21 protein-coding genes are annotated in these 23,519 nt (G+C 29.7%); 5 read left to right on the top strand and 16 right to left on the bottom strand.

Annotated features, from left to right (window positions below; all coding sequences use genetic code 11):
* Nucleotides 1-54: 54 nt before the first annotated feature.
* From ACWW38_RS06025 to ftsH, 4 genes are all read right to left on the bottom strand, one after another.
* Nucleotides 55-1,431: an MATE family efflux transporter gene (locus ACWW38_RS06025; RefSeq protein WP_456259898.1), complete on the bottom strand. Its 1,377-nt coding sequence runs from the start codon at nucleotides 1,429-1,431 to the stop codon at nucleotides 55-57.
* 20 nt (nucleotides 1,432-1,451) lie between these two features.
* Nucleotides 1,452-1,895, bottom strand: coding sequence for a MarR family winged helix-turn-helix transcriptional regulator (locus ACWW38_RS06030; protein WP_456259899.1), 444 nt, complete (start codon nucleotides 1,893-1,895; stop codon nucleotides 1,452-1,454).
* A gap of 116 nt (nucleotides 1,896-2,011) precedes the next feature.
* On the bottom strand, nucleotides 2,012-4,132 hold the full coding sequence (locus tag ACWW38_RS06035; RefSeq protein ID WP_456259900.1) for a HelD family protein: 2,121 nt from the start codon (nucleotides 4,130-4,132) through the stop codon (nucleotides 2,012-2,014).
* A gap of 99 nt (nucleotides 4,133-4,231) precedes the next feature.
* On the bottom strand, nucleotides 4,232-6,115 hold the full coding sequence (gene ftsH, locus ACWW38_RS06040) for an ATP-dependent zinc metalloprotease FtsH (protein ID WP_456259901.1): 1,884 nt from the start codon (nucleotides 6,113-6,115) through the stop codon (nucleotides 4,232-4,234).
* Between the two features lie 463 nt (nucleotides 6,116-6,578).
* Here ftsH and ACWW38_RS06045 point away from each other — a divergent pair, with 463 nt between their 5' ends.
* Both ACWW38_RS06045 and ACWW38_RS06050 read left to right on the top strand, forming a co-directional pair.
* A complete protein-coding gene (locus ACWW38_RS06045; RefSeq protein WP_456259902.1) occupies nucleotides 6,579-7,856 on the top strand; it encodes a 2-hydroxyacyl-CoA dehydratase subunit D in 1,278 nt (425 codons plus the stop codon).
* Nucleotides 7,856-9,550, top strand: a complete 1,695-nt coding sequence (locus ACWW38_RS06050; RefSeq protein ID WP_456259903.1) for an acyl-CoA dehydratase activase — start codon at nucleotides 7,856-7,858, stop codon at nucleotides 9,548-9,550. Before ACWW38_RS06045 ends, ACWW38_RS06050 begins: the two co-directional genes overlap by 1 nt.
* A 20-nt stretch (nucleotides 9,551-9,570) precedes the next feature.
* Here ACWW38_RS06050 and lepB read toward each other — a convergent pair whose 3' ends face one another.
* On the bottom strand, nucleotides 9,571-10,104 hold the full coding sequence (gene lepB, locus ACWW38_RS06055; RefSeq protein ID WP_456259904.1) for a signal peptidase I: 534 nt from the start codon (nucleotides 10,102-10,104) through the stop codon (nucleotides 9,571-9,573).
* A 175-nt stretch (nucleotides 10,105-10,279) separates the two neighbouring features.
* On the opposite strand from lepB, the gene ACWW38_RS06060 reads away from it, so the two are divergent.
* Together ACWW38_RS06060 and ACWW38_RS06065 are read left to right on the top strand one after the other, a co-directional pair.
* Nucleotides 10,280-10,723 (top strand): cell wall hydrolase, encoded by a 444-nt coding sequence (locus ACWW38_RS06060; protein ID WP_456259905.1) that lies wholly within the window; start codon nucleotides 10,280-10,282, stop codon nucleotides 10,721-10,723.
* A 53-nt stretch (nucleotides 10,724-10,776) separates the two neighbouring features.
* Nucleotides 10,777-11,250, top strand: a complete 474-nt coding sequence (locus ACWW38_RS06065) for a hypothetical protein (protein WP_456259906.1) — start codon at nucleotides 10,777-10,779, stop codon at nucleotides 11,248-11,250.
* Between the two features lie 73 nt (nucleotides 11,251-11,323).
* On the opposite strand, the gene rihC is transcribed toward ACWW38_RS06065, so the two are convergent.
* The 5 genes from rihC to ACWW38_RS06090 form a co-directional block, all read right to left on the bottom strand.
* On the bottom strand, nucleotides 11,324-12,244 hold the full coding sequence (gene rihC, locus ACWW38_RS06070) for a ribonucleoside hydrolase RihC (protein WP_456259907.1): 921 nt from the start codon (nucleotides 12,242-12,244) through the stop codon (nucleotides 11,324-11,326).
* Between the two features lie 51 nt (nucleotides 12,245-12,295).
* Entirely contained in the window at nucleotides 12,296-14,161 is a 1,866-nt protein-coding gene (locus tag ACWW38_RS06075; protein ID WP_456259908.1) for an ATP-binding protein, read from the bottom strand.
* 132 nt (nucleotides 14,162-14,293) lie between these two features.
* Complete coding sequence (locus ACWW38_RS06080) at nucleotides 14,294-14,428, bottom strand: cyclic lactone autoinducer peptide (protein ID WP_456259909.1); 135 nt, start codon at nucleotides 14,426-14,428, stop codon at nucleotides 14,294-14,296.
* Nucleotides 14,429-14,434: 6 nt separating this feature from the next.
* Nucleotides 14,435-15,091 (bottom strand): accessory gene regulator ArgB-like protein, encoded by a 657-nt coding sequence (locus tag ACWW38_RS06085; protein WP_456259910.1) that lies wholly within the window; start codon nucleotides 15,089-15,091, stop codon nucleotides 14,435-14,437.
* Nucleotides 15,082-15,546, bottom strand: a complete 465-nt coding sequence (locus ACWW38_RS06090; RefSeq protein WP_456259911.1) for a hypothetical protein — start codon at nucleotides 15,544-15,546, stop codon at nucleotides 15,082-15,084. Before ACWW38_RS06090 ends, ACWW38_RS06085 begins: the two co-directional genes overlap by 10 nt.
* Before the next feature lie 347 nt (nucleotides 15,547-15,893).
* Between ACWW38_RS06090 and ACWW38_RS06095 the strand changes: the two genes are divergently transcribed.
* A complete protein-coding gene (locus ACWW38_RS06095; protein WP_456259912.1) occupies nucleotides 15,894-17,204 on the top strand; it encodes a sodium-dependent transporter in 1,311 nt (436 codons plus the stop codon).
* Nucleotides 17,205-17,301: 97 nt separating this feature from the next.
* Here the strand turns inward: ACWW38_RS06095 and ACWW38_RS06100 are convergent, their stop codons facing one another.
* The 6 genes from ACWW38_RS06100 to ACWW38_RS06125 form a co-directional block, all read right to left on the bottom strand.
* A complete protein-coding gene (locus ACWW38_RS06100; protein ID WP_456259913.1) occupies nucleotides 17,302-18,399 on the bottom strand; it encodes a LolA family protein in 1,098 nt (365 codons plus the stop codon).
* Nucleotides 18,400-18,416: 17 nt separating this feature from the next.
* Nucleotides 18,417-19,865 (bottom strand): sensor histidine kinase, encoded by a 1,449-nt coding sequence (locus tag ACWW38_RS06105; protein ID WP_456259914.1) that lies wholly within the window; start codon nucleotides 19,863-19,865, stop codon nucleotides 18,417-18,419.
* Nucleotides 19,862-20,566: a response regulator transcription factor gene (locus ACWW38_RS06110; RefSeq protein ID WP_456259915.1), complete on the bottom strand. Its 705-nt coding sequence runs from the start codon at nucleotides 20,564-20,566 to the stop codon at nucleotides 19,862-19,864. Before ACWW38_RS06110 ends, ACWW38_RS06105 begins: the two co-directional genes overlap by 4 nt.
* 163 nt (nucleotides 20,567-20,729) lie before the next feature.
* Nucleotides 20,730-21,920, bottom strand: a complete 1,191-nt coding sequence (locus ACWW38_RS06115; protein ID WP_456259916.1) for a coenzyme F420-0:L-glutamate ligase — start codon at nucleotides 21,918-21,920, stop codon at nucleotides 20,730-20,732.
* A 238-nt stretch (nucleotides 21,921-22,158) separates the two neighbouring features.
* The gene (locus tag ACWW38_RS06120; protein WP_456259917.1) at nucleotides 22,159-22,842 is read right to left on the bottom strand and encodes an amino acid ABC transporter ATP-binding protein; all 684 of its coding nucleotides are present in this window, start codon (nucleotides 22,840-22,842) and stop codon (nucleotides 22,159-22,161) included.
* A 12-nt stretch (nucleotides 22,843-22,854) separates the two neighbouring features.
* Nucleotides 22,855-23,496 carry an amino acid ABC transporter permease gene (locus ACWW38_RS06125; RefSeq protein WP_456259918.1) on the bottom strand — a complete coding sequence of 214 codons (642 nt, stop codon included), beginning with the start codon at nucleotides 23,494-23,496 and terminating at the stop codon, nucleotides 22,855-22,857.
* Between the last annotated feature and the right edge of the window lie 23 nt (nucleotides 23,497-23,519).

The raw sequence follows: 23,519 nt of genomic DNA on the forward strand, positions 1-23,519 counted from the left end.
TGCAGGTTTTTATTAGTTTTCTTATATCTATATATCTAGAATTATTTATTTTATTTAACTAACTATTTCATATTCTTTTATATCATTTTTAATTTCTCTATCTAATCCCTTAACTCCTTTGTACAGCCATATAGCAGTAATTATAAATGCAGTTATATCTGCTAACGGGGCTGCCATCCAAACTCCATTTATATGGAATACTTTCGGAAGAATTATAAGAAGAGGAATTAGTACTATCACTTGTCTAAGTAATGATAATATCATAGATACTTTAGCTTTTCCTATAGCCTGAAAAAAGTTAGAACCTACTATTTGAAAACCTATAATAGGAAGCATACATAAAAATATCCTTATTCCACTAACTCCAACATTGAGCAATTCATTGTCAGTCTTATTAAATATACCTATCAAAGCTTGCGGAAATGCTTCTACTGCTATAAATCCTAAAATTCCTATACTAATAGAACCTAGTATAGCTAATTTAAGAGTTTCTTTAACCCTTCCATATTCTTTTGCTCCGTAGTTATACCCAATTATAGGCTGTGATGCCTGATTTACAGATATCATAGACATTATAATAAGCATACTTATACTATTTATTATGCCCATAGCTCCAACTGCTAAATCTCCTCCATAGGTCATTAACTGTTTATTAAATATAATATTAACAAAACTTCCGGCTACTTGCATTACGAAGGGAGCCATACCTATAGATATAATTCCTCTTAATATTTCCCCTTCAATTTTGAAATTCTCTCTTCTTAATTTTAACACACTATTTTTTCCTCTAAAATGTGCTAATACCCAAATTGTATTTGCAAATTGAGAAATAATAGTAGCAAGTGCTGCTCCTTTAACTCCCATATGAAATACAAAAATAAATATCGGATCTAAAATTATATTTAAAAATGCTCCAATTAACATTGTGCGCATTGCAACGGTTGGATTTCCTTCTGAACGTATAAGATTATTCATTCCAAATCCTATATTTTGAAATATAGTACCAAGCAATATTATAGATAAATAGTCATCTGCATAGGCCATTGTGTTATTGCTTGCACCAAAGGATCTTAATATAGGCCCTTTTATTAAAAAAGCTAAAATACTGACTATAAATGAAGTTATACATAATAGTACAAAAGTATTTCCTAAAATCTTTTCTGCCCTATTCTTATCTTTTTTTCCTAAGTTTATAGAAGTTAATACTCCTCCACCCATTCCCATAAGCATACCAAATCCCGAAGTCATAACCATAATAGGAAAGGTAATACTTAATCCTGCTAAGGCTAGAGATCCAACTCCTCTACCAATATATATTCTATCAACAATGTTATAAAGTGCGTTTACTAATGTTCCTATTATTGCTGGAACAAAAAATTTAATTAAAAGTTTTCCTATTTTCTCTTGTCCTAATTCTTTTGATCTATCCATAAACCCTCCATCTTATATTACTATTTGTTTTCTTTAAAATATTTACATGCGTTGCTAGACATTTTTTGAAGAAGCTCTAATGTCATTCTCATATTTTCGTCTGTAAAATCGGATGCAATAATGTGATTCCAGGAAGTTAGAACTTCAATAATCTTAGGTTTTATTTCTAATGCTCTATCTGTAACATATACCTTATAGGCTCTTTTATCTTTTGTATCTCTTTCTCTTCTTATATAGCCTTGTTCCTCTAGTTTGCTTATAGCCCTTGCAGTAGTTCCTTTATCTATACTTAATTTATTAGCTAATTCCTCTTGGCTAATTCCATCTTTTTTATATAGATTTATTAAAAAAATATATTGACCACTTCCAATGTTATAACTTTTAAGCTCCTTGTTTATATAACTCTGAGAAATTCTATATAAAGTTGATATCCATTTTCCTATGGAGTTATTATTTATATTCATTCTTAGGCCTCCTCAAATACGATTGCATGTGCAACTATATTATATCTGAATTTAGTTGTGTTTGCAACCTTCTTATTAAAAATTAGAAGCTAAGCATTAAATACTTAGCCTCTTTTTTATTTCGCTATGTTATATACGTATAATTCATGCAGTGCTCTAGTTGCCATTACATAAGCCATTTTATCCTCTTCAGTATTCTCTCCTGAGTTAACTACTATAACAGCGTCAAATTCTAACCCCTTAGCAAAGTAAGACGGCAAAGCTACTTCCCCTTTATTATAGATAATATCTTCTCTATCTATGATTTTTATCTTTATTCTATCCTTGATTAATGAAGCTATCCTCTCTGTCTCCTCAAGATTTTTACACACTATTGCTATGCTTTCAAACCCTTCTTTAACTAGGTTCTGCAGGTTATCATGAATTTCTTCTACTAAGGCTTCATAATTTGAGAAGTTCTTTTCTATAACTTCTTTTCCACTTCTAACAATAGGAATTATTTTTTCTTCTTTTAAATACTTATTAGCATACTCCATAATTTCTCTAGTAGATCTATAACTCTTGTTTAAAGCAAAATATTCTAGATTATCAAATATGTTTTCTAATTCCATCATTGGAGAAGTGCCTTCTATTGGTATCATTCTTTGATTTCTATCACCTACAATAGTATAGCCTTTACACTTAGTAAGCTCTTTAATCACTATGAATTGAAGCAGACTATAATCCTGAGCTTCATCAATAACTACATGTCTAATTTCTTCTTGTATCTTTAAACCTTCTAGTTTTATCTTTAAATACAAAATAGGAGCTAAATCATCTATAGTAAGTCTTCTGTTTCTATTTAGTCCATTATAGATTTCTATACAGCTTTCATTGTTCATCCAATCTAAAGAATCCTTAGCTTCTATAACCTTTTCAATAACCTCTCTAATTTTAAGTTTTCTTTTAAACCTTAAATCACTTTCTTGAATATTTCTTTGTTCTTCACTTAGGCTGGAAATAGTATCTTTATACCACTTTTCTATCTTTCTAACCTTCTCATCTCTTGCATCTTTGATTTTTGCGAATAGAATTCTCTTTATCTTTGCACTCCTTCTAAATAAAGGCATGCTACTATAATAATTAAATAGTTCTTCTATAGCTTCTTTAGGAACTATCTTTAAGTCTCCTAGATATAAATCTTCTGCTTTAAAATATTTATTGTTTAAGGTATCTATAAATTTATCTAATTCCTTAATGTAACATACTGATGTTTTAAAGAGAATTTCATCAATAAATTCTTTATCTTTATTTATCACTTTCTCCATGTATTCCCTAAAATCCATAATATCTCTTAATTCTAGGATATCTAAGGCAAAATCCACAAAAGTCTGCTGTCTTACCCCTATTTCTCCAAGGCTCGGAAGAACCGTAGATATATATTCCATAAATATTTTATTAGGTCCTAATATTAAAACCTTATCCTGCAGAAGCTTTCTATAGTTGTATAAAAGATAGGCAACTCTATGAAGAGCTATTGTAGTTTTTCCACTACCTGCTATTCCATCAACTACTATGGTCTTTTCTCTTAGCTGCCTGATAATGTTGTCTTGTTCAGCCTGTATAGTCATTATTATATCTTTAAGCTTTTCTCCCGTATTTTTGCTCAAAACCATTTGGAGTATTTCATCCTTTACATCTAGTTCTGAATCAAACATACCTAAAAGCTGTTCTCTTTTTATTATAAATTGTCTCTTTCCTAATATATTAGCATCTACTTTTCCCATTGGAGCATCGTAACTAGCTTCTCCTAACTTACCTGCATAAAAAAGAGATGCAATAGGTGCCCTCCAATCCACAACAATTGGTTCAAAAACATCTTCAGGAGTAACTCCAAATCTTCCTATATAAATAGATTCTTTTTCCTGGCAACCTTTTTCATTAAAATCCACTCTTCCGAAATAAGGAGTAGTTTGAAGTATAGCATACTCTCTCAGCTTTCTATCTATGGCCTTAAATGCCTCTTCACTTACAAATCTCTCGTGATCAAAATACTCTATTAGTTTATCCTCATCATCTCTATACTCTTCTATGGTTTTCTTTCTAGTTTCAAGTAAATTTTGAGTTAAGTTTGTCCTTTTATCTATATAATTTCTAATCTCATCTTTTATTATTTTAATAGTTTCTTCTAACTTAATTTTTTCTTTTTCTAATTCTAACTCTTTTTCGATTTCGTTTTCTAGTTCTCTATTCTCCATATAAATCATTCCTTTTCTAAAATATTTAAGGAAATATAATGCTTAATAATATAATGTATTTACATCCTACTATTAAGCATCACTACATATCATCTTATTCTAATTATTCGAATTTGTAATTTCACTTTGTTCTTTATTTTCTGCTATTTCTTCTACTATATTCTCTTTATCATTAAATTCTTTAATGATACCCATAAATTCTTCTCCTGTAAGAGTTTCTTTTTCTATAAGTCTTTCTGAAATAGCTATTAAAAGTTCTCTATTATTTCTTAATATTTCTTTAGCCTTTTCATGAGACTGTTTTATGATATTTAAAGTTTCTTCATCAATAATAGCAGCTGTTTCAGCACTACAATTTCTAACTGGCCTTCCGTCTAAATATCTATTAGAAACTGATTCTAGTGCCATCATATCAAATCTTTCAGTCATACCATAGATAGTAACCATATTTCTTGCTGTTTGAGTTGCTTTTTCTATATCATTTGATGCACCAGTGGAAATAGAATTAAACTCTATCTCCTCTGCAGATCTTCCTCCAAGCATTACTGCTATTTGATCCATCATCTCTTCTTTACTTACCAAATACTTTTCTTCCTCTGGTAACTGCATAGTATAACCAAGTGCCCCTAGAGTTCTTGGAATTATAGTAATCTTGTGTACTGGATCAGTGTGTTTTAATAGTGCAGCTACCAGCGCATGGCCAACTTCATGGAATGCAACTGTTCTTTTTTCCTTATCGGACATTATTCTGTCCTTTTTCTCTTTTCCTGCAATTATTATTTCCACAGCCTCTTCTAAATCTTCCTGTATAACACTAGTCCTTCCTTTCTTAACTGCAAGAAGGGCAGCTTCATTTACAATATTCGCAAGATCTGCACCTACAGCTCCCGGAGTAGACTTTGCTATATCTTCAAGAATAACATCCTCAGATATTTTTACTTCTTTAGCGTGTACCTTTAGTATTGCTTCTCTTCCTTTTAAGTCAGGAGTGTCCACTATAACTCTTCTATCAAATCTACCTGGTCTTAAAAGTGCTTTGTCTAATACCTCTGGTCTATTGGTTGCAGCTAAAATTACTACACCCTTAGAAGAGTCAAAGCCATCCATTTCAGCTAAAAGTTGATTTAATGTCTGCTCTCTTTCGTCATTTCCTCCACCTATACCATTATCTCTACTCTTTCCTATAGCATCAATCTCATCAATAAATACTATACATGGGGCTTTTTCCTCTGCTTGCTTAAACAAGTCTCTTACTCTTGCAGCTCCCATTCCCACAAACATTTCTACAAAACTTGAACCTGATAATGAGAAAAATGGAACCTTTGCCTCTCCTGCTACTGCCTTAGCCAGCAATGTCTTTCCTGTTCCGGGAGGGCCTACAAGAAGAGCTCCTTTAGGAAGCTTTGCTCCAATAGCAGTATATTTATCTGGATTATGCAAGAAATCTACTATTTCAGCCAAGGATTCCTTTGCTTCATCCTGACCTGCTACATCCTCAAATGTTTTTCCCGTCTCGTTTTCAGCATAAATTTTAGCATTATTTTTGCCAAAAGACATAACTCCGCTTCCCATTCTTTTTTCCATACTTCCAAATATAATTCTACCTATAAGCATAAAAATTATAATAGGAAGTATCCACTCAATAAAAAACTTTTTTATTGGATCATTGTTACTAATCGGACCATCATATTCAATATTAGATTCTTTTAATTTATCTATAAGAGGTCTCATATTACCTTTTTCAATATTTGTAGTATATTTTATTTTTTGGTTTACACCCTTTTCGTTCTTTGGTACTATAACTATTTGATTATCAGTTATTTGTACTTCTTTTATAGTCTTTTGGGCTATCATCTGCTCAAATTCACTATATTTTATATGCTCTGTTTTTACACTTCTAAGCAGTGAATTTAATATAAGGAGCAGCATGGTAACTACCGTTACATAATACATTAAGTACCTAAACTTTTTATTTTTAAACATTTTATGTCCTCCTATAACTAATTTGTAAACAAAGTAATTTATGCTATATTAGTTTCATATATATTAATATAAAATTTTTTACTTTAAATAACTACCTAATATTATTGACATAACTTCACCTTGACTTTCAATAAGTATATAATTTAGAGCATATTATTTCACAATTAAATCTATAACATAGCTATTATACATTTAATATGAATACTCTACAAGGAATTATATTCTAATGAAAATTATATCAGATATTTCATCAGATAATTAAAATTTAAATATTTTTCACAATAATTTAAAATATGCCAATCCTTTTATTGACTTTGAAACCAACTAATAATACAATATAAAGTAAGAGTAAGAAAATGAAAAATTTTAATTAGTAAACAACAAGTCATACATGGAACAGAAATCTCGTATTTCCCTCCCACATCCATGTATGGCGTTTTTTATTTAAAAGGAAGTGTTTAAATTGAATGCTATAAAGCTCTATGGAAATATTATAAAAAATTCTATGAATAAACCACAAAAATCTTTAAATTTGATTAAATTAGGCCTAAATCTTGAAAACTTCAGACTTTCAGTCTTTCCAGACAAATCTCTCCCACCATCATTACAATATCTGAATAAAATATGCATAAAATACATATTAGAACCTCTTATACATCCAAATTCATCAGCCTTAGTTAACCTATTTGCCCCTGCTGAAATTCTTCATGCAATGGGTATATACCCATTGTTTATAGAAGCCTTTTCTTCTTTTTTGTCTGGATTTAATTGTGAAGACTATTTTATAGATTATGCTTCTAATTGTGGCTTATCCGAAACCTTATGCTCTTATCATAAAACTTTCTTAGGTGCAATTGACTCTAACCTTATTCCTAAACCAAAATTCGCAGTAACTACCTCCATGATATGTGATGCAAATATAAATACTTTTAATTATACCTCAGATAAATATAATATTCCTTTGTATATTTTAGATATACCATATGAATATAGTAATGACGCTAAGAAATATGTAAGTAATCAATTAAAAGAAATGGTATCCATGATTGAAGATTCAACTAATAAAAAACTTGATGAGGATAAATTAAAGTCTGTACTAAAAATTGAAAATGAATCTATAAATTATAATAAAAAATTTTTTAAAAGTCTATCAAAAAAATATTTTCCTAATACCCTTACCTTTGAGATGTACAAGGTTTTTCTATCTCATGTAGCTATGGGTAGAATTGAAACCTATAATTTTTATAAAATGCAATATAGAGATATAGAAAGGTTTCCTGAATCTAAGGGCAAAAGATTCTTATGGATTCATCTCCTTCCTTTTTACCATGAATCCCTAAAGGAATACTTTAATCTTAATGAAAATAACCAACTCCTTGCTTGCGATTTAAATTTTAATTATATGGAAGAGCTTGATTTTAATAGTCCCTATGACTCTTTAGCAAGAAAATTAATTTTAAATCAGTATAATGGAAGCTTTAAAAATAAAATAAAAAATATCGTTACTATGAGTAAAAATTTAAATGCAGATGCCATTATAAACTTTTGCCATTGGGGATGCAAACAATCCAGTGGAGGAACCATGCTTTTAAAAGAAGCTCTTGCTAAAAACAATATACCTTTTCTCTCTATAGATGGTGATGGTATTGATAGACGAAATATGGGAAATGGACAAATAAAAACAAGGCTGGAAGCATTTTTAGAAATAGTAGAATCTCTTGACAGAAAGAAGGTTATATAATGATATACTATGTATGTAAATACACTCCCACTCATGTGCTAGAATGTTTTGGTGAAGAAACTAAAAGAATTGATCCCTCGATATATAACTTTGACAAATCTGATGCATTAATGCATCCTAATATATGTTCTTATGGAAAGTCCATTTTAGAATACTGCTTAAATAATAATATTGAAGAACTTGTTTTAATTAATTGCTGCGACAGTATAAGAAGATTATATGATGTATTAAGTTTAAAAGGCAGACTTAAATTTTTACATCTAGTAGACCTCCCTAGAAAAAATACTTGCTGTTCAATTAACTTATTTAAAAATGAAATTCTAAAGTTGATTGAGCACTATGAAAGCTATAAACATATACGTTTTGACATTAATAGATTTAGCCAAATAGCCAGATCTTTAGATAATATCCATTCAAGCTATGCTTATGAAAATAATAAAGTAAATTTAGTCTTGCTAGGGGCTAGATGTAAACCTTCCTTAATTAGCCTTATAGAAAATTGTGATGCTAAAGTAGCCTATAACTATACTTGTACAGGTGATAATTTATACTATGATAAGCTTCAAGAAAATGAAGATCCCTTGCTATGGTATGCTAAATCTACTATTGAGTATTTTCCCTGCCTTAGGATGGCTGATTTAGAAAAAAGAAAAGAACTCTTATATGAAAATAAAGATAAGTTTCATGGTATTATATATCATACAATAAAATTTTGTGATTTTTACTCTTACGAATATGCCAAATTAAAAAATAATATCAACATTCCCATGTTAAAAATAGAAACAGATTATACTGAACAAAGTGAGGGACAGATGAAGACAAGAATAGAAGCCTTTATAGAATCTTTAAAGCCTAAATTATCCACAGGTCTCCAAGAAAAAAACTCTACACCTGTGGAAAAATCCAGTGATAAACTCATATTTATGGGAATAGACAGTGGCTCTACTTCTACTAACGCAGTAATAATTGATAAAGATAAAAATATACTATCTTATTCCGTGGTTAGGACAGGCTCTAAAAGCTCAATAGGAGTAGAAAATGCATTTAATACTGCATTAAAAAATGCCAATCTTATACCTAGTGATATATCTTTTATAGTATCTACTGGCTATGGAAGAACTAACATTTCTTTTGCTAATGAAAGTGTAACAGAAATAACATGTCATGCTAAAGGAGCTAACTTTGTTAATCCTGATATAAACACTATAATAGATATTGGCGGTCAAGATAGCAAGGTGATTAGACTTGATAGCGCTGGAGATGTAATAGATTTTTCAATGAATGACAAATGTGCTGCCGGCACAGGTAGATTCTTAGAAATGATGGCTAAAACCCTTGAAATTTCAATAGACCATATGGGTCCACTTTCTTTAGGATGGAAAGAAAATATAGCAATTACAAGTATGTGTAGTGTATTTGCCGAATCAGAAGTAATTTCACTAATTGCAGATAACAAAGAAAAATCAGATATAATTCATGGACTTTGCAATTCTATTGCAAGTAGAACTATATCTCTTCTAGATAGAGTGAAAAAACAAGGCAAATATATGATGACTGGAGGAGTTGCTAAAAACATAGGTGTTGTAAATGCTATAGAAAAAAGATTAGGGGAGACAATTATTATTCCTGATGAACCCGAAATTATTGGTGCTCTTGGAGCCGCAATAATTGCTTTAGAAAAAGGTGTTAAGTAGTCTATACTTAACACCTTTTTCTATTTAACTGCTTCTTCTCCGTATACAAATTTTCCAAATCTATTAAAAGGAAATACTACAAATCGTGCTTTTCCTTTTATATCACTTTTATCTATGTAGCTTTGCTGCCAATACCTACTATCCCAAGAATTCTCTCTATTATCACCTAAAAAGAAATACTTTCCTTCTGGAACTTTAAATTCTCCACCTTTTCCACCATTATAAACCACGTATGGCTGATCAATTTTTTTGCCATTTACATATACATCTCTATTTTCATCTATTTTTACAGTATCTCCTGGAAGCCCTATAAGTCTTTTAATCAAAGTCTCTTTAAGTTCATCTGAATAAAATACAACTATATCTCCTGTCTTCAACTTTTCTTTATTATATGTTCTGGTTACAATAATTCTATCTTTAGGTTTAATTGTAGGATACATAGATTTTGTAGGTACTGATACCTGAAAAAATAGAAATTTATTAATTAAAACTGCAATGAACACTGCAGCAACAACAGGCACAATCCACTCTTTAAAAAAGTTTTTAGATTTCATAAGTCTACCTCCACTCCATAATGTACTACATAAAACATTTTATCATAAAAATCAAAACATACCAGTAAATTATTATATATATTAAAATATATTAATACAAATTTTAAAAATTACGTACCTTTTACATTTTAATGAATAAATTATAGTGTAAGCAAATTTAACGAGGTGAAGATGCTTGGCTTATTCCAGTAGAGAATTATTAGCAAGAATTATTAAATGTGAAGCTGGCGGAGAAGGAGATAACGGCATGAAAGCTGTTGCTACCGTTATTATGAATAGAGTTAGAGTCCCTTATGGAGAATATCAAAGGATTGGTCAAGGTGACATTAGAAAAGTAATCTACCAGGAAGGCCAATTTGACTGTGTACGTTCTACCCTTGCGGGAGCAGCTAATCCACAAACAATTTGGGCAAATCCTCCTGATCAAACACACTATGACATTGCAGATTGGGCATTATCCGGAAATAGATTATTTACTATAGGTTATTCATTATGGTACTTTAATCCCTTTATACCTACATGCCCATATACTTTCCCACGAAATGGAACAGGAAGTTTTCAAGTTAGAGTAGGAGACCACTGTTTCTACAATCCTACAGAATTGTATGCTCAAACTTAGTTTATAATTATTTAATTATATTATTTATTAATTAACAAGGAGGCTATTTTTTAATGGAAGATTGGTTAGATTTTGATTTTAGGCAAATGCCCATGGTACAAAACCCAGCCTATGGCCAAATGCCAATGGCTGCATGGCCAACTCCACAGGCATTACCATATCCCCCAATGCAATATACTCCATTTCAACCACAACCTACTACACCTTTAGAGCAAGTTCAAGTTCCTCAATCTGTAACTCCACCTACGCCTACAGGATTTCCTCCTACATCTACAGGAGGACCAACTTTTGAATATGAACCTGGAGCACCAGTAGAAAAAGATACATCATATACCCAAGGTTATTTAAAAACTCAAATTGGCAAAAGAGTGCGTATTGAATTTTTAATTGGTACAAATATGTTAACTGATAGAATAGGTACTTTAATGGAAGTAGGAATTAGTTATGTTATTATACAGCCAGTTGATACAGATGATCTATTGCTAGCAGATATATACGCAATAAAATTTGTAACTATTTTTCAATAGTGTTTAATACTTACTGTATAAATAACCCCTTAAGTCAAGGGGTTATTTATACAATATTAACATAACATAATTTTTATATTGCCCTTTTTAAAGCATCTATTATCCACATCCGGAACTTTTCTACATCTATATCTATACAAATATTAGCATTAATTTTCTTGCCATAATATCCATTAAAATCTACTACTGTAAAGCCAGCTGTATAGCTTCCTGAAGTTTCTACATCTACGTAACATGATTTTGTTTTAAATAAATCTGGTCTAAGTAGGTACGCAATAGCGCATGAATCATGCATTTTTAATCCTGTTTTTAAATCTCCACTTCTATAATGTTGAAATAATGAATATAGCATATTTCCTGTCTTATTTAAACTCTTTATCTCTTCTACATCCTCTGAAGTTAAAACTGCTTTATTAGTGACGTCTAGTCCACACATTACAATATCTATCTCTGATTTAAAAACTATCTTTGCAGCTTCTGGATCTACAAAAATATTAAATTCTGCTGCTGGCGTATGATTTCCTCCTGATGCAGATCCCCCCATTAAGACTATTTTCTCTATATTATTTTTACACTCTGGGTAAAGGGAAAGTAATAATGCAATATTAGTAAGAGGTGCTATAGGTACAAGTGTAATTGGTTCTTCACTATTTAATATTATATCCCTCATTTCCTCTACCGCATGCTTAGATTCTATATTTCTTTTAGGCTCATAAAAATCATATCCATCAAGCCCTGAATTCCCATGAATATCACTAGCATCTTCTAATTCTCTTATAAGCGGTTTTACAGCCCCCTTAGCTACAGGAATATTTTTATCTAAGAATTCTACAAGCTTTAGTGCATTTTTTGTAGTTTTATCTGCCGACACATTTCCAGCTACTGTTGTAATAAGCTTTAGGTCAATTTCTTCATGGCACATAGCTATAACTAATGCTACAGCATCATCTATACCTGGATCTGTATCTATTATTATATTCTTCTTTTTTATCAATTTTAGTACCTCGCTTATATAAATTTTCGCAAAAAAATTTAGCCTAAATATTTATTTATAATTTTGTATAGAATAAATATCAGAAAACTCTATATTTATTCTTTCTATTTTACTTTCATATATAGCATTTATTTTATTCTCTTCATTTTCTACTATAACTGCTGGCAAGCTAATTATAAATTCACTACCTTCACCTTCGCTGCTAATAACCTTTATATTGCCGCCATGCATTTCAACGAAAGATTTTACAAGATACAATCCTATACCTGAACCTTCATTTTGTCTTGACAAAGATCGATTCGCCTGTTCAAATCTCTCGAAAATTGACTCTTGCTTATCTTCAGGAATCCCTTCGCCTTCGTCTTTCACAGATATAGTTACACTTTCACCCTTGTCCTCTAATGTAACACATATTTTTCCGCCTGAATAGGTATATTTGAAAGCATTTGAAAGTAAATTTAAAATTATTCTTTCAATTTTATCATGGTCAAAAGCCATTATTTTTTCCTCAACATTAGTATCAAATATTAATTCAATATCCTTGCTTTCTATATAATTGGCTACTGAAAGTGTTATATCTTCAACTACGCTAACTATATTGTTATTTTCAGAATTAAGCTTTAAAAATCCAGAATCTAACCTAGTTATATCTAAAAGATTATTAACTAATCGCATAAGTCTAAAACAATTCTGTTTCATCATTTTTAAATAAGATTTACATTTATCAACGTTGCTTCCACTACATTTATCTACATATATATCCATAGTTTGAATAGCAACATAAATTACATTAATAGGTGTTTTTATTTCATGAGATATATTAGTGAAAAACTCTGTAATAAGCGCATTATATTCCCTAGTTTCGCTTAATAATCTCTCATTATTTTCTACATCTTTTTTTAATGCCTCTATCTCTTTTTCAGAAGTAATATTAAGCAAAAATGTTAATACTGCTGGTTTACCTTCATATATAAAAAAAGAGGAAGTATTTCGCACTGCAATAGAATTGCCGAAACAATCTAATATATTCTCCTCTTCTATAACTTTCGATAATTTATTATTGCATATATTTGTATACTTATTTTCTATTAACCCTTTACAATCTTTAGGGTAATATTTATATAACAACGCCTCATTTAGCTTCAATGGATCATCGTACCCCAAAAGTCTTGCAGTACTTTCATTAGCATAAATAATCTTTCCATCCTTATGCACAATAAGAGCGTTCTCCGAATTTTCAAATAGCATTTCAAAACAAATATTATTTTTTAAGAGCATTTCTTCAATTGAATGTCTGCTCTTATCACTTGCTTCTAATTCATTGCTTAATATATAAAGTTTCTCTTCTGTTCTCTTTTTATATTCTTTTTCAATATCTACATAATATCCAAGCACCCAGGTAACAAATACGTATATTCCTACAATGATTAAATCCCCTTCGAAATTTTTATTAATACCATTAATAGTAGGTGCATATATAAAGTCAAATCCTAGTATTATAAAAGATGAGATTAGTGTTGTAATCATGCCATACCGTAATCCGCCTTGAATAACTGTTATTATTATCAAAAGTAAAAATATATACTTCACTTCGCTTTGATAAGAATTAGAAAAATACATAGCAGCAGAGAGAAATACAATAAAAAACAGAATTTCAATCCAGCTAAGAAGCTTATAATTAGAAGTTTGTAAAGTTATTTTATTAAATGCAAACCATACAATATAGATTAACGCAGTAGCACATAACAATAAAGTCATAGAGTTTAAACTAAACGTTCCATCTATCTCATTTAAAAACTTCCAATAGTTTGGCAAATTCTTGTATATAGCAATTTCAGTGAATAATATTATTGCAATTTTTACAATAGATATCATTATAGCAATATTATTTTCACTTGCCTCACTAGCTCTTTTCATCTGTAAACCTCCAAATATAATAAATAAAACAACTAAAAAATCATATGCATAGAAAGTATAAATTTCTTAATAACACTTCACTACTTTCTATGCAATAGATAATTTTTTCATTTCACTTATATTAATCAACTATTACTTTCTTAAGCAATCTGGTTCTTCTGGTTGATAATAGCCCCATATACATGCTGATGCTGAAACTGATAAAGCCATAATTGTGCAGATACTTGTCATAAGAACAGTAAATAATTTCCTCATTCTTCCTTTCATATTAATTTACCTCCTCTCAAAAATATATTTTAAAACAGCGTCAAGTTTATTAAGGATCTTTGCTCCATTATCCGTAAGCGTAATAGATTGCCATAATGAGCCTAAACTTATACATTCTACGGCTTTTATGTACCATAAATTAGAATTTAATTTGTATAACCATAATATAGCTATGATAGTTATTAAATATATGAACACTATTATTATTGAACAGGACTTAAATCGCTGTTTTAATTCAATGTTATTAATTGGCTTCTTAATACTATCTACAGGTGATTTTTTGATAACTATTATCAGTGATACTAACATACATATAACCCCAAATATTCCAACAATAAATATATTAATACTACATAAAAATTTATCTATTAATAATCCAAATCCAGTAGCAATAAATGTTCCTATAGCGACACATCTGCTTGGTGAAGATGCATGTACACCTCCTGAATATTTTCTTAAAATACTTACTATAAGTGAAAACAAAATAGCCTCATAAAAAACTCCAAAAATTAAACTAATTCCAGAAGTCCAAGTTACTCCCCATATTATCTGAAGTAAGCTCATAGCACCATATACCACTACTTTTTCACGAGTTTCATCAATATTCAAAGTTGTTCTTGACTTAATTCCTATATTAATAGCTATCTTTTCAGTTAGATACAATTTTTAAACCTTCTTTCTTTTTTAAAAAATAATTTCAGTAGAAAAATTGATAAACTCATAAATATTAATGATGGAAAACCTAATATACATTTCATTGTAAAATTAGTAAGTTCACTTTTTATATTTATTCCTAATATATTAAGTATAAACAAATTAGCAATTTCACTGCCCCAAAGTATTAGAGTCATAATAATAGTACTATATATAGACTTCAATATTGGTATACCTATAACAATAAGTATACAAACTGTTAAAACATTATTAACTATAGTATGTACACCATAATGTATAGGAAGTTCTCTTACAAAGAAAGTTGTTAAAGCTAATGTTATACTAGAAAATATATAATTTTTAGCTTTAATCTCTTGTCTAGAAATTACATATATTCCCCACATAAAAATCATCATTTCAGGGATAAGCCTTAAAAAAAATTCAATTAAAGTTAGTTTTAACATACTTCTATTGTCCTTTCACAATTAACACTAAGTTGCTACAAAAATACTACACAAAAGTAAATTTATTTACATTTATTACTTATATTAATGCATTTTCAACTTACATAATTATTATATTTATTATTATTCTACATTTTAGGCTAATTTCCTCTTTTATACATAATTTTTCTATAAAATATTTTATTATCCAATAATGGCTTATGCTCTACATAATTTTATAAATGTATTATATAAATTCATATTAATATAGATTTAATTATCACTATATTTTTAATTAAGGCTTACCTTTTCATAAATATTGTGTCATAATTACATAGGGCATTTTAAAATACAGGGGAGGGTAAAAAATGAAAGATAGAGAGACTTTCTCAGGGAAACTTGGATTTATATTAGCATGTCTTGGTTCATCAATTGGTTTGGGTAATATCTGGATGTTTCCTTGGAGATTGGGACAATACGGCGGAGCTGCCTTTCTTATACCTTATTTTATATGTGTATTTATATTAGGAGCTACTGGTCTTATAATAGAGTTTAGCTTTGGAAGGTCTAGAAGATGTGGTTCTTTAAAAGGAATACAAGATGTATTTAAAGAAAATAAGAAACCTTTTGGAAAAATATTAAGTATTATACCTACATCAGCAGTAGCATGTACTCTTATATTTTATTCTGTAGTTGCTGGATGGGTTTTAAGATACTTCTTTTTATCAGTTAAAGGTGATATATATACTGGTGATATTCCAAAATATTTTGATACCTTTGCAGGTACACAAGCAAGTATTTTCTGGCATCTATTAGCTTTAGTTATAACTGTAATAATTGTACTTTTAGGAGTTACTAAAGGAATAGAACAAACTAATAAGATTATTATGCCTTTGCTTTTTATTATATTTACAATTTTGCTTGTAAGATCTGTTACTCTTCCTGGCGCTGCAGGAGGATTAAAATATTTATTATTGCCTGATTGGTCATACTTACTTAAGCCAATTACTTGGATTATGGCACTAGGACAAGCGTTCTTTAGCGTTTCATTAAATGGTGCAGGTATGGTTGTCTATGGAAGCTATTTAAAAGATTCAGAAGATATTCCTTCTGCTGCGTTAAATGTAGCTATTTTTGATACTATTTCTGGATTGCTTGCAGCTTTCATTATAATGCCTGCTGTTTTTGCTTTTGGACTAGATCCTACATCAGGTCCTTCATTATTATTTATAACCATGCCGCATATATTTAAAGCTATGCCTCTAGGTTATATTTTTGGTATTTTATTCTTCTTAAGTACTATATTTGCTGCAATATCTTCTGCTATAAATATGTTAGAGGCTCCAGTTGAAGCTTTTATAAGCAAATTTAATGTAAAAAGAATTGCTGCAGTTTTAATTATAGCAGTTGTTGCATTTTTAATAGGGTTACCTCTAGATCTAGACATGGACAAATTCGGAAAATGGGCAGATTTTGTAACTATATATCTTGCTCCTATAGGTTCCATTGTAGCATCCATAACTTTTATATCTATATATGGATTTGATAAGGCATTAATAGATATAAATAAAGGTGCAAAAAAACCTTTAGGCAAAGGTTTTAAACCTATGTCCTATATTTTTATAATTTCAGCAGTTTTAGTGTTGATACTGGGAATAATTTATAACGGTATAGGTTAAAATTTTTAATACCATACATGCTAAATAAACTAAGTTTACCTAAAATAAAGTTTGAGTGCTAAGTAATTTTAACCTAGCACTCAAGCTTTATTTTATATTATTTTAAATAGATTAGTTTTTCTGCAATACCTTTGCATTGTTCAAGTGAGAAATTAGGAGATGTTGTAAATATAGAATAGTTTAGCCCATCTTCCACCCAATGTACTGATTTAAATGCTTTTTCTTCTATGGCTGAACCTTCTTTACCCCTAATGGTTATCTTTTTTTCACCTGGAAGTTTAAAATCTCCATCATCTTTGCTTAATTGTACAACTTTTTTCATTGTTAAAGTAAATATTTCAGCTCCATTATCACTAATGTATATTTGATTAAAATCATCTCCTATTTCGGGGTTATTCTTTAGAGTCTCAACTCTTGATAATTTATAATCACTATTATTGTAATATAAAACTTTTGTACCAAGCTCTTTAGAAGCTTTTTCTAAAGTAATTTTCTCAGGCTTCATACTTTCATCTATATTCTCTATCTTAACATCTTTAGGAATGCTTTGATTGAATATATCATCACTTATATCTGCTTTAAAATCAAGTTTTGTATATTCAGTAGTAGTTTTACTATTCCCAGTAATTACACTAGTTTTTACGATAAACCAAGTATCTTTGTCTATCCAATAGTTTACTTCTCCTATTATAGAGTCTTTACTTTTTGGCTTTGCATATAGATGATAGGCTTTTCTTCCATTTACATTCTCTTCTCCTTTAATTTCAACACTGTGAGTTTTATTTATACGGCCTAATTCATCCATTGCTGCTTTTTTAGGACTTTTATCGAAAAATCCTTCTTCATCATTAATCTTATCACTTACCATTGCCTTATTTAATTTTTTCATATATATGAGCATTTTACTACCATCGGAAGTCATTATAGTTTCACCATCATTATCTGATTTAATTTCAACTCTTTTTTTGTTTTTAGGTTTATACCATTCTTTTAGATTAGCACTATAGATTATTTTTTCATTTTCATATGTTTCTATCTTTGCTTCTCCATAATAGCTTGTTGAATTCTCATTTATGCTAGTAGCCTTAGAAATAATATCTTCTGGAATCACAGCAGATTTTGAATCACAACCTGTAAATAAAGCTGATATTCCCATAACTCCTATTAACACAGCAGCTACAAATTTTCTTTTCATCTTACACCAATTCCTTCCTAACTTTTTTTAATATAACATCCTATTATAGTTCCAAAATTATTTTCTGATAACAATTTTACTTTTCCATCATGTTTTTTTATAATAATTTTTACAATACTTAATCCTAAACCTGTCCCACTTTTTGATGTCTTATTTCTTGAATGGTCGCTTTGATAAAATGCATTAAAAATCTTCTCTTGTTCATTCTTTGATATTGATTCTCCATCATTTTTCACAAAAATTAATAGTCTATCTTTTCTTAGTTTATTTAATTCTTCTATAAACTCATCTCCAAGCCATGATGGCAGCTGAAACTCTTCTGAATAAGCTCCCAAATATATACTCCCACCACTTTTTACATATCTTAGGGCATTACTCAAAAGATTATCCACGACTCTTATCATAGATTTCACATCAACCTGGTAATTTCCTGAGACTTTTATTTCCTTTATTATATTTATCTTATTTGCTTCACAGAGTTCATCATAGCCTGAGAAGAGCATTTCTACGAATTCTTCACCTTCTACATCAACAAAATCTAGTTTATATTGAGTAGTTAGTAGTGTATATGTTAATAGGTCTTCCAACATATTCTTCATATAGTCACTTTTGTTGATAATTACAGAAGTGTATTCATCAATATCTTTAACATTCAAATTCTTATATTCCTTAAGTGCTTCTGCATAAGCTCTTATAGAAGTTAGGGGAGTCTTTAGATCATGTGATATGGCAGCAATTAAATACTCTTTGTCCTTTTGTTGCTTTTGAATTTCTTTTTTATTTTCATTAATTTCATCTTTCATTGATTCGAAGTGACTTATTAAATCACCAATTTCATCCTTCTTATCATACTTAATAACTAAATTTTCTTCGCCTTTTGCATAAGATTTCATTGCATCAACAAGTATGGATATAGGTGTAGTAAGTTTTTTATTTAATACATATATTACTGAAATAAATACTGTTAATAATACTAAGGCAAATATAATAAAGGCTGTAAAAGTAACATTATTTGTAGCCTTTACAAAGTTGTCTCTGGATACAATAAGTTCATAAAAACCAACTATATCTCCATTAAGCAATACTGGCTTTTTTATTTTGTTAGCTCTATACCCTTTTTGAAATACATATAAATCTTTATAGAGTTGCTCACTATCCAATCCAAACGTTAGACCTTCATTTAAGGAAGAATATATCTTCATTCCATATTTATCATATAGATTAATTTTCACTGAATTTTTATCTTCTTCCTCAATTAATGTTGATTTTTTTTTTGATTTAGTATATATTTCAGTATCTTGAAGCTTTTTTTCATACTTTTGAATTTTATTTTCCGCATTCATGTACTCTTTAAATTCTACTTTTTCATTGTAGATTTGAATACCTTTGTAGATGAATATTCCTGTTAGTATAGGGGTAAGCATTACCATTATATAGGACAACACAAGAAATTTTTTTAGTTTCATAGTATTCTCTCTCCAATGAATTTATATCCTATTCCCCAAACAGTTTGGATATATTTCGGATTTTTAACATCATCTTTTATTTTTTGTCTTACTCCTTTCAAGTGAACAGTAACTGTATTATTTCCCTCTACATCTCTTTGATTCCAAACATTTTCATAAAGTTCTTGCTTTGTAAATACTCTATTTTCATTTTGTGCCATTAAAACTAGTAGTGCAAATTCCTTTGATGTTAATTCAACTCTATTATTATCAATGAGCACTTCCATTTTATCTTTTATTATTGTCAATCCATTTTTGTACTCCCATTTCTCAATACTCTCAAAATCCTTATTGTGTCTTTTATATCTTCTTATATTATTTTCAACCCTTGCCTCCAGTTCTATTAAACTAAATGGCTTCGTCACATAGTCATCTGCCCCCAATTTAAGACCATTTACCTTATCCATTTCTTCCTTTTTAGCGCTTAAAATCAGCACTGGTATTTCACTTAGTAATCTAATATTTTTACAAACTGAAAAACCATCCATCTCTGGAAGCATAATATCTAATATAACCAAATCATATTGATTATTTTTAAAATCCTCAAGACCTTCTTTTCCTGTTGATGCCCAATTCACATCATAACTTTCTCTTAAAAGATGATTTTTTATGACACCTGCAATTTCAATATCATCTTCTATTATAAGTATTTTGCCTTTCATTGCCTTGCCCCCTAACACCTATGATTATATAAGACATAGGATTCTCTATTTAAAACTTAATAAATTCTTTATAATTAGTCATACCTATTTAGAATATAAAAATATAATAGTAAAGTTCATATCTTTGTTTATTTTACTATAAAAAAAGAGTAGCAACAATTTGCTACTCATCTGCGTAATTATCAAAATATCCTTGAATTAGTACTATTGGTGTTCCCTTATCTCCACTACCACTTGTTAAATCACATAAACTTCCTAAAAGATCTGTAATCTGTCTTGGAGTTGTGCCTAATTTTTCACCTTGAGATGATGATTGATTATCTTTCTTACTCATTATCTTCTTCTTCATAGCTTCTGTGATATCTTTTCCATCTAAAGCACTAAGTTCATTATCAGCTACATATTTTAATTTTATTTCATTAGGTGTTCCTTTAAGTCCATCTGTGTATCCAGGTGATACTACTGGGTCTGCTAACTCCCATATCTTACCTGATGGATCTTTAAATGCACCATCTCCATAAACCATTACTTCTACATTTTTGCCTGTCTTTTCTTTCATTATCCTTTGAATACTTTCTACTGTTTCCTTACAGTCTCTAGGAAATAACTTTAGCTTAGTATCAGTAGCCATATTAGAACCTAAAACACCATACTCTGGATTGAATCCACTTCCATCTATAGACTCATTTAATATTTCATCTAGACTATATACATTTTTAGCTCCAGCTTTTTTCAATAATCTTTTAGTTCTATTTCTCTCATGAATATTAGCTACTAAAATTTCTTTAGTATAATTTAATGCCACTCTTGGGTCATTAGCAAGAAATATTTCAATATTTCCATCTGTTGCAATGTCTTTATACATTTGGACATAATCTATTCCTGTAAATGGATGCGCAACTTTTTCTCCAAATAACTCTCTATATTTTTCTTCTGTTAAAATATCAGTGTATGGATTAACTCCAGCCTCGTCCATCATATCCACATCCATTAAATGGTTTCCAACTTCATCTGATGGATAGTTTAAAAATAAATATATCTTCTTTTTACTCATAGCTAGTCCCTTTAATATTAAGGAAAATCTATTTCTACTTAATATTGGAAAGATTACTGCAAAATCCCCTTGAAATTTTTTATTAATATCAGCAGTAATATCCTCTATTGAAGCATAGTTACCTTGTGCTCTAGCAACTAATGATTCTGTTATACCAATTACATCTCTGTCATTTATTGTGAATTTTTCAGCCTCCATGGACTTTAGAACTGAATCTACTACAATATTAACTAGGTCATCCCCCTCTTTTATAATAGGAGCCCTTACTCCTCTAACTGTAGTTCCTATTGTTCTTGCCATATGAATATCTCTCCTTTTAAAATACCAGCATATTATAATTATGCTTTTCTCTATTTTTATATTAATGCAAACATTATTAATGTTTACAGATGTAAATATACGTATTATGTAATAATTCCAATGATATTATAGCATTTATTGTTCATACTTGGTAGATTTAATAGAAAATTTAGTTAATAAAATTTTTAGGCTGCTAACAAATATTATTTGTCAACAGCCTAATACATTAAATTAAAATTTATATATACATATGTTCTTCTTTTAACACACCTTTATCCATGGATAAAATTCTATCTGCTACTTTAGTTGCGAAGGTCATATCATGAGTGATAATTAAAACTGTCATGGATTTTTCAAGACTTAGTTTTTTTATAAGATTTGCTACTTCTCCTGTAAGACCTGGGTCTAATGCCGATGTAGGCTCATCAAAACATATAAGCTTAGGTTCCATAGCAAGAGCTCTTCCTATAGCAACTCTTTGTTTTTGCCCTCCAGAAAGCTCACAAGGATAGCTGTTTTGCTTATCTTCAAGTCCTAAAAAACACAATATTTCTTTAGCCTTCTTTTCAGCCTCTTCTTTTTCAATACCTAATACCACTCTTGGTGCTTCAATAATGTTTTCTAAAACACTCATATGTGGAAATAGGTTAAAGCTTTGAAATACTAACCCTATATCTTTTCTTATTTCAATTTCATCTTTCTTAGATGCCATTTTTCCATCTTTACATAAATATTTTTCATTTATTATAATTGAGCCATTATCAGGAATAGTTAATCCGTTAATACATCTTAGAAGAGTTGTCTTGCCCCCACCAGAAGGTCCTACTATAACAGTGATTTCCCCTTCTTTAATCTCAAGATCCACACCCTTTAGAACTTTATTTTTATTAAAGTTTTTTTCTAACCCTTTTATTTTAAGCATTCTGTTACCCCCCTACTGATAATAGCTATATCTCTTTTCTATAATCTTAAATAACTGTGTAAATACTGCAATTAGAAGTAAATATATAATTCCTACTGCTACCAATGGTAATAGAGAGGCTTGCGTATTTGATGCTATCTTTCCAATTTTTAAAAGTTCGTCTAAACCAACTACATATACTAAAGCAGTGTCTTTTACAAGGGTGATAACCTCATTTGCCACTGCTGGTAATATCCTCTTTGTTGCTTGAGGAAGTATTATCTTAAAAAATATATGCTTTTGAGGAAGTCCTAAAACTTTAGCTCCTTCATATTGACCTTCATCTATAGATGATATTCCAGCCCTGAATATCTCTGCAAAGTAAGCTGCATAATTCAATGTAAATGCAAATATAGCTGCTGGAAATCTATCAAAGTTTATTCCTACTATAGGTAATCCAAAGAATATAAATACAATTTGTAAAAGAAGAGGAGTTCCTCTCATAATTAGTACATAAAAACCAGTTACCTTGCTTATTATTTTATTTTTAGATAATCTTCCTGTTGCAACTAATACTCCAAGAGGTATTGAAAGCACTAAAGTTAATATGAATACCTGCAATGTTACTTTAAGTCCCTCAAATACCTGCGGTAATAGGTTAATCATGTTATTCATGGAAATCCCCCTCTAAAATGTTA

It is taken from the genome of Clostridium sp. JNZ J1-5, from assembly GCF_053901425.1.

Coding starts and splice junctions, on each gene's coding strand:
- ACWW38_RS06025 (WP_456259898.1), bottom strand. CDS start 1,431: ATGGATAGATCAAAAGAATTAGGACAAGAGAAAATAGGAAAACTTTTA.
- ACWW38_RS06030 (WP_456259899.1), bottom strand. CDS start 1,895: ATGAATATAAATAATAACTCCATAGGAAAATGGATATCAACTTTATAT.
- ACWW38_RS06075 (WP_456259908.1), bottom strand. CDS start 14,161: ATGAAAAGAGCTAGTGAGGCAAGTGAAAATAATATTGCTATAATGATA.
- ACWW38_RS06115 (WP_456259916.1), bottom strand. CDS start 21,920: ATGGCAAGAACAATAGGAACTACAGTTAGAGGAGTAAGGGCTCCTATT.
- ACWW38_RS06080 (WP_456259909.1), bottom strand. CDS start 14,428: ATGAAAGGAAGAATGAGGAAATTATTTACTGTTCTTATGACAAGTATC.
- lepB (WP_456259904.1), bottom strand. CDS start 10,104: ATGAAATCTAAAAACTTTTTTAAAGAGTGGATTGTGCCTGTTGTTGCT.
- ACWW38_RS06035 (WP_456259900.1), bottom strand. CDS start 4,132: ATGGAGAATAGAGAACTAGAAAACGAAATCGAAAAAGAGTTAGAATTA.
- ftsH (WP_456259901.1), bottom strand. CDS start 6,115: ATGTTTAAAAATAAAAAGTTTAGGTACTTAATGTATTATGTAACGGTA.
- ACWW38_RS06110 (WP_456259915.1), bottom strand. CDS start 20,566: ATGAAAGGCAAAATACTTATAATAGAAGATGATATTGAAATTGCAGGT.
- ACWW38_RS06065 (WP_456259906.1), top strand. CDS start 10,777: ATGGAAGATTGGTTAGATTTTGATTTTAGGCAAATGCCCATGGTACAA.
- ACWW38_RS06050 (WP_456259903.1), top strand. CDS start 7,856: ATGATATACTATGTATGTAAATACACTCCCACTCATGTGCTAGAATGT.
- ACWW38_RS06125 (WP_456259918.1), bottom strand. CDS start 23,496: ATGAATAACATGATTAACCTATTACCGCAGGTATTTGAGGGACTTAAA.
- ACWW38_RS06120 (WP_456259917.1), bottom strand. CDS start 22,842: ATGCTTAAAATAAAAGGGTTAGAAAAAAACTTTAATAAAAATAAAGTT.
- ACWW38_RS06100 (WP_456259913.1), bottom strand. CDS start 18,399: ATGAAAAGAAAATTTGTAGCTGCTGTGTTAATAGGAGTTATGGGAATA.
- ACWW38_RS06105 (WP_456259914.1), bottom strand. CDS start 19,865: ATGAAACTAAAAAAATTTCTTGTGTTGTCCTATATAATGGTAATGCTT.
- ACWW38_RS06090 (WP_456259911.1), bottom strand. CDS start 15,546: ATGTTAAAACTAACTTTAATTGAATTTTTTTTAAGGCTTATCCCTGAA.
- ACWW38_RS06095 (WP_456259912.1), top strand. CDS start 15,894: ATGAAAGATAGAGAGACTTTCTCAGGGAAACTTGGATTTATATTAGCA.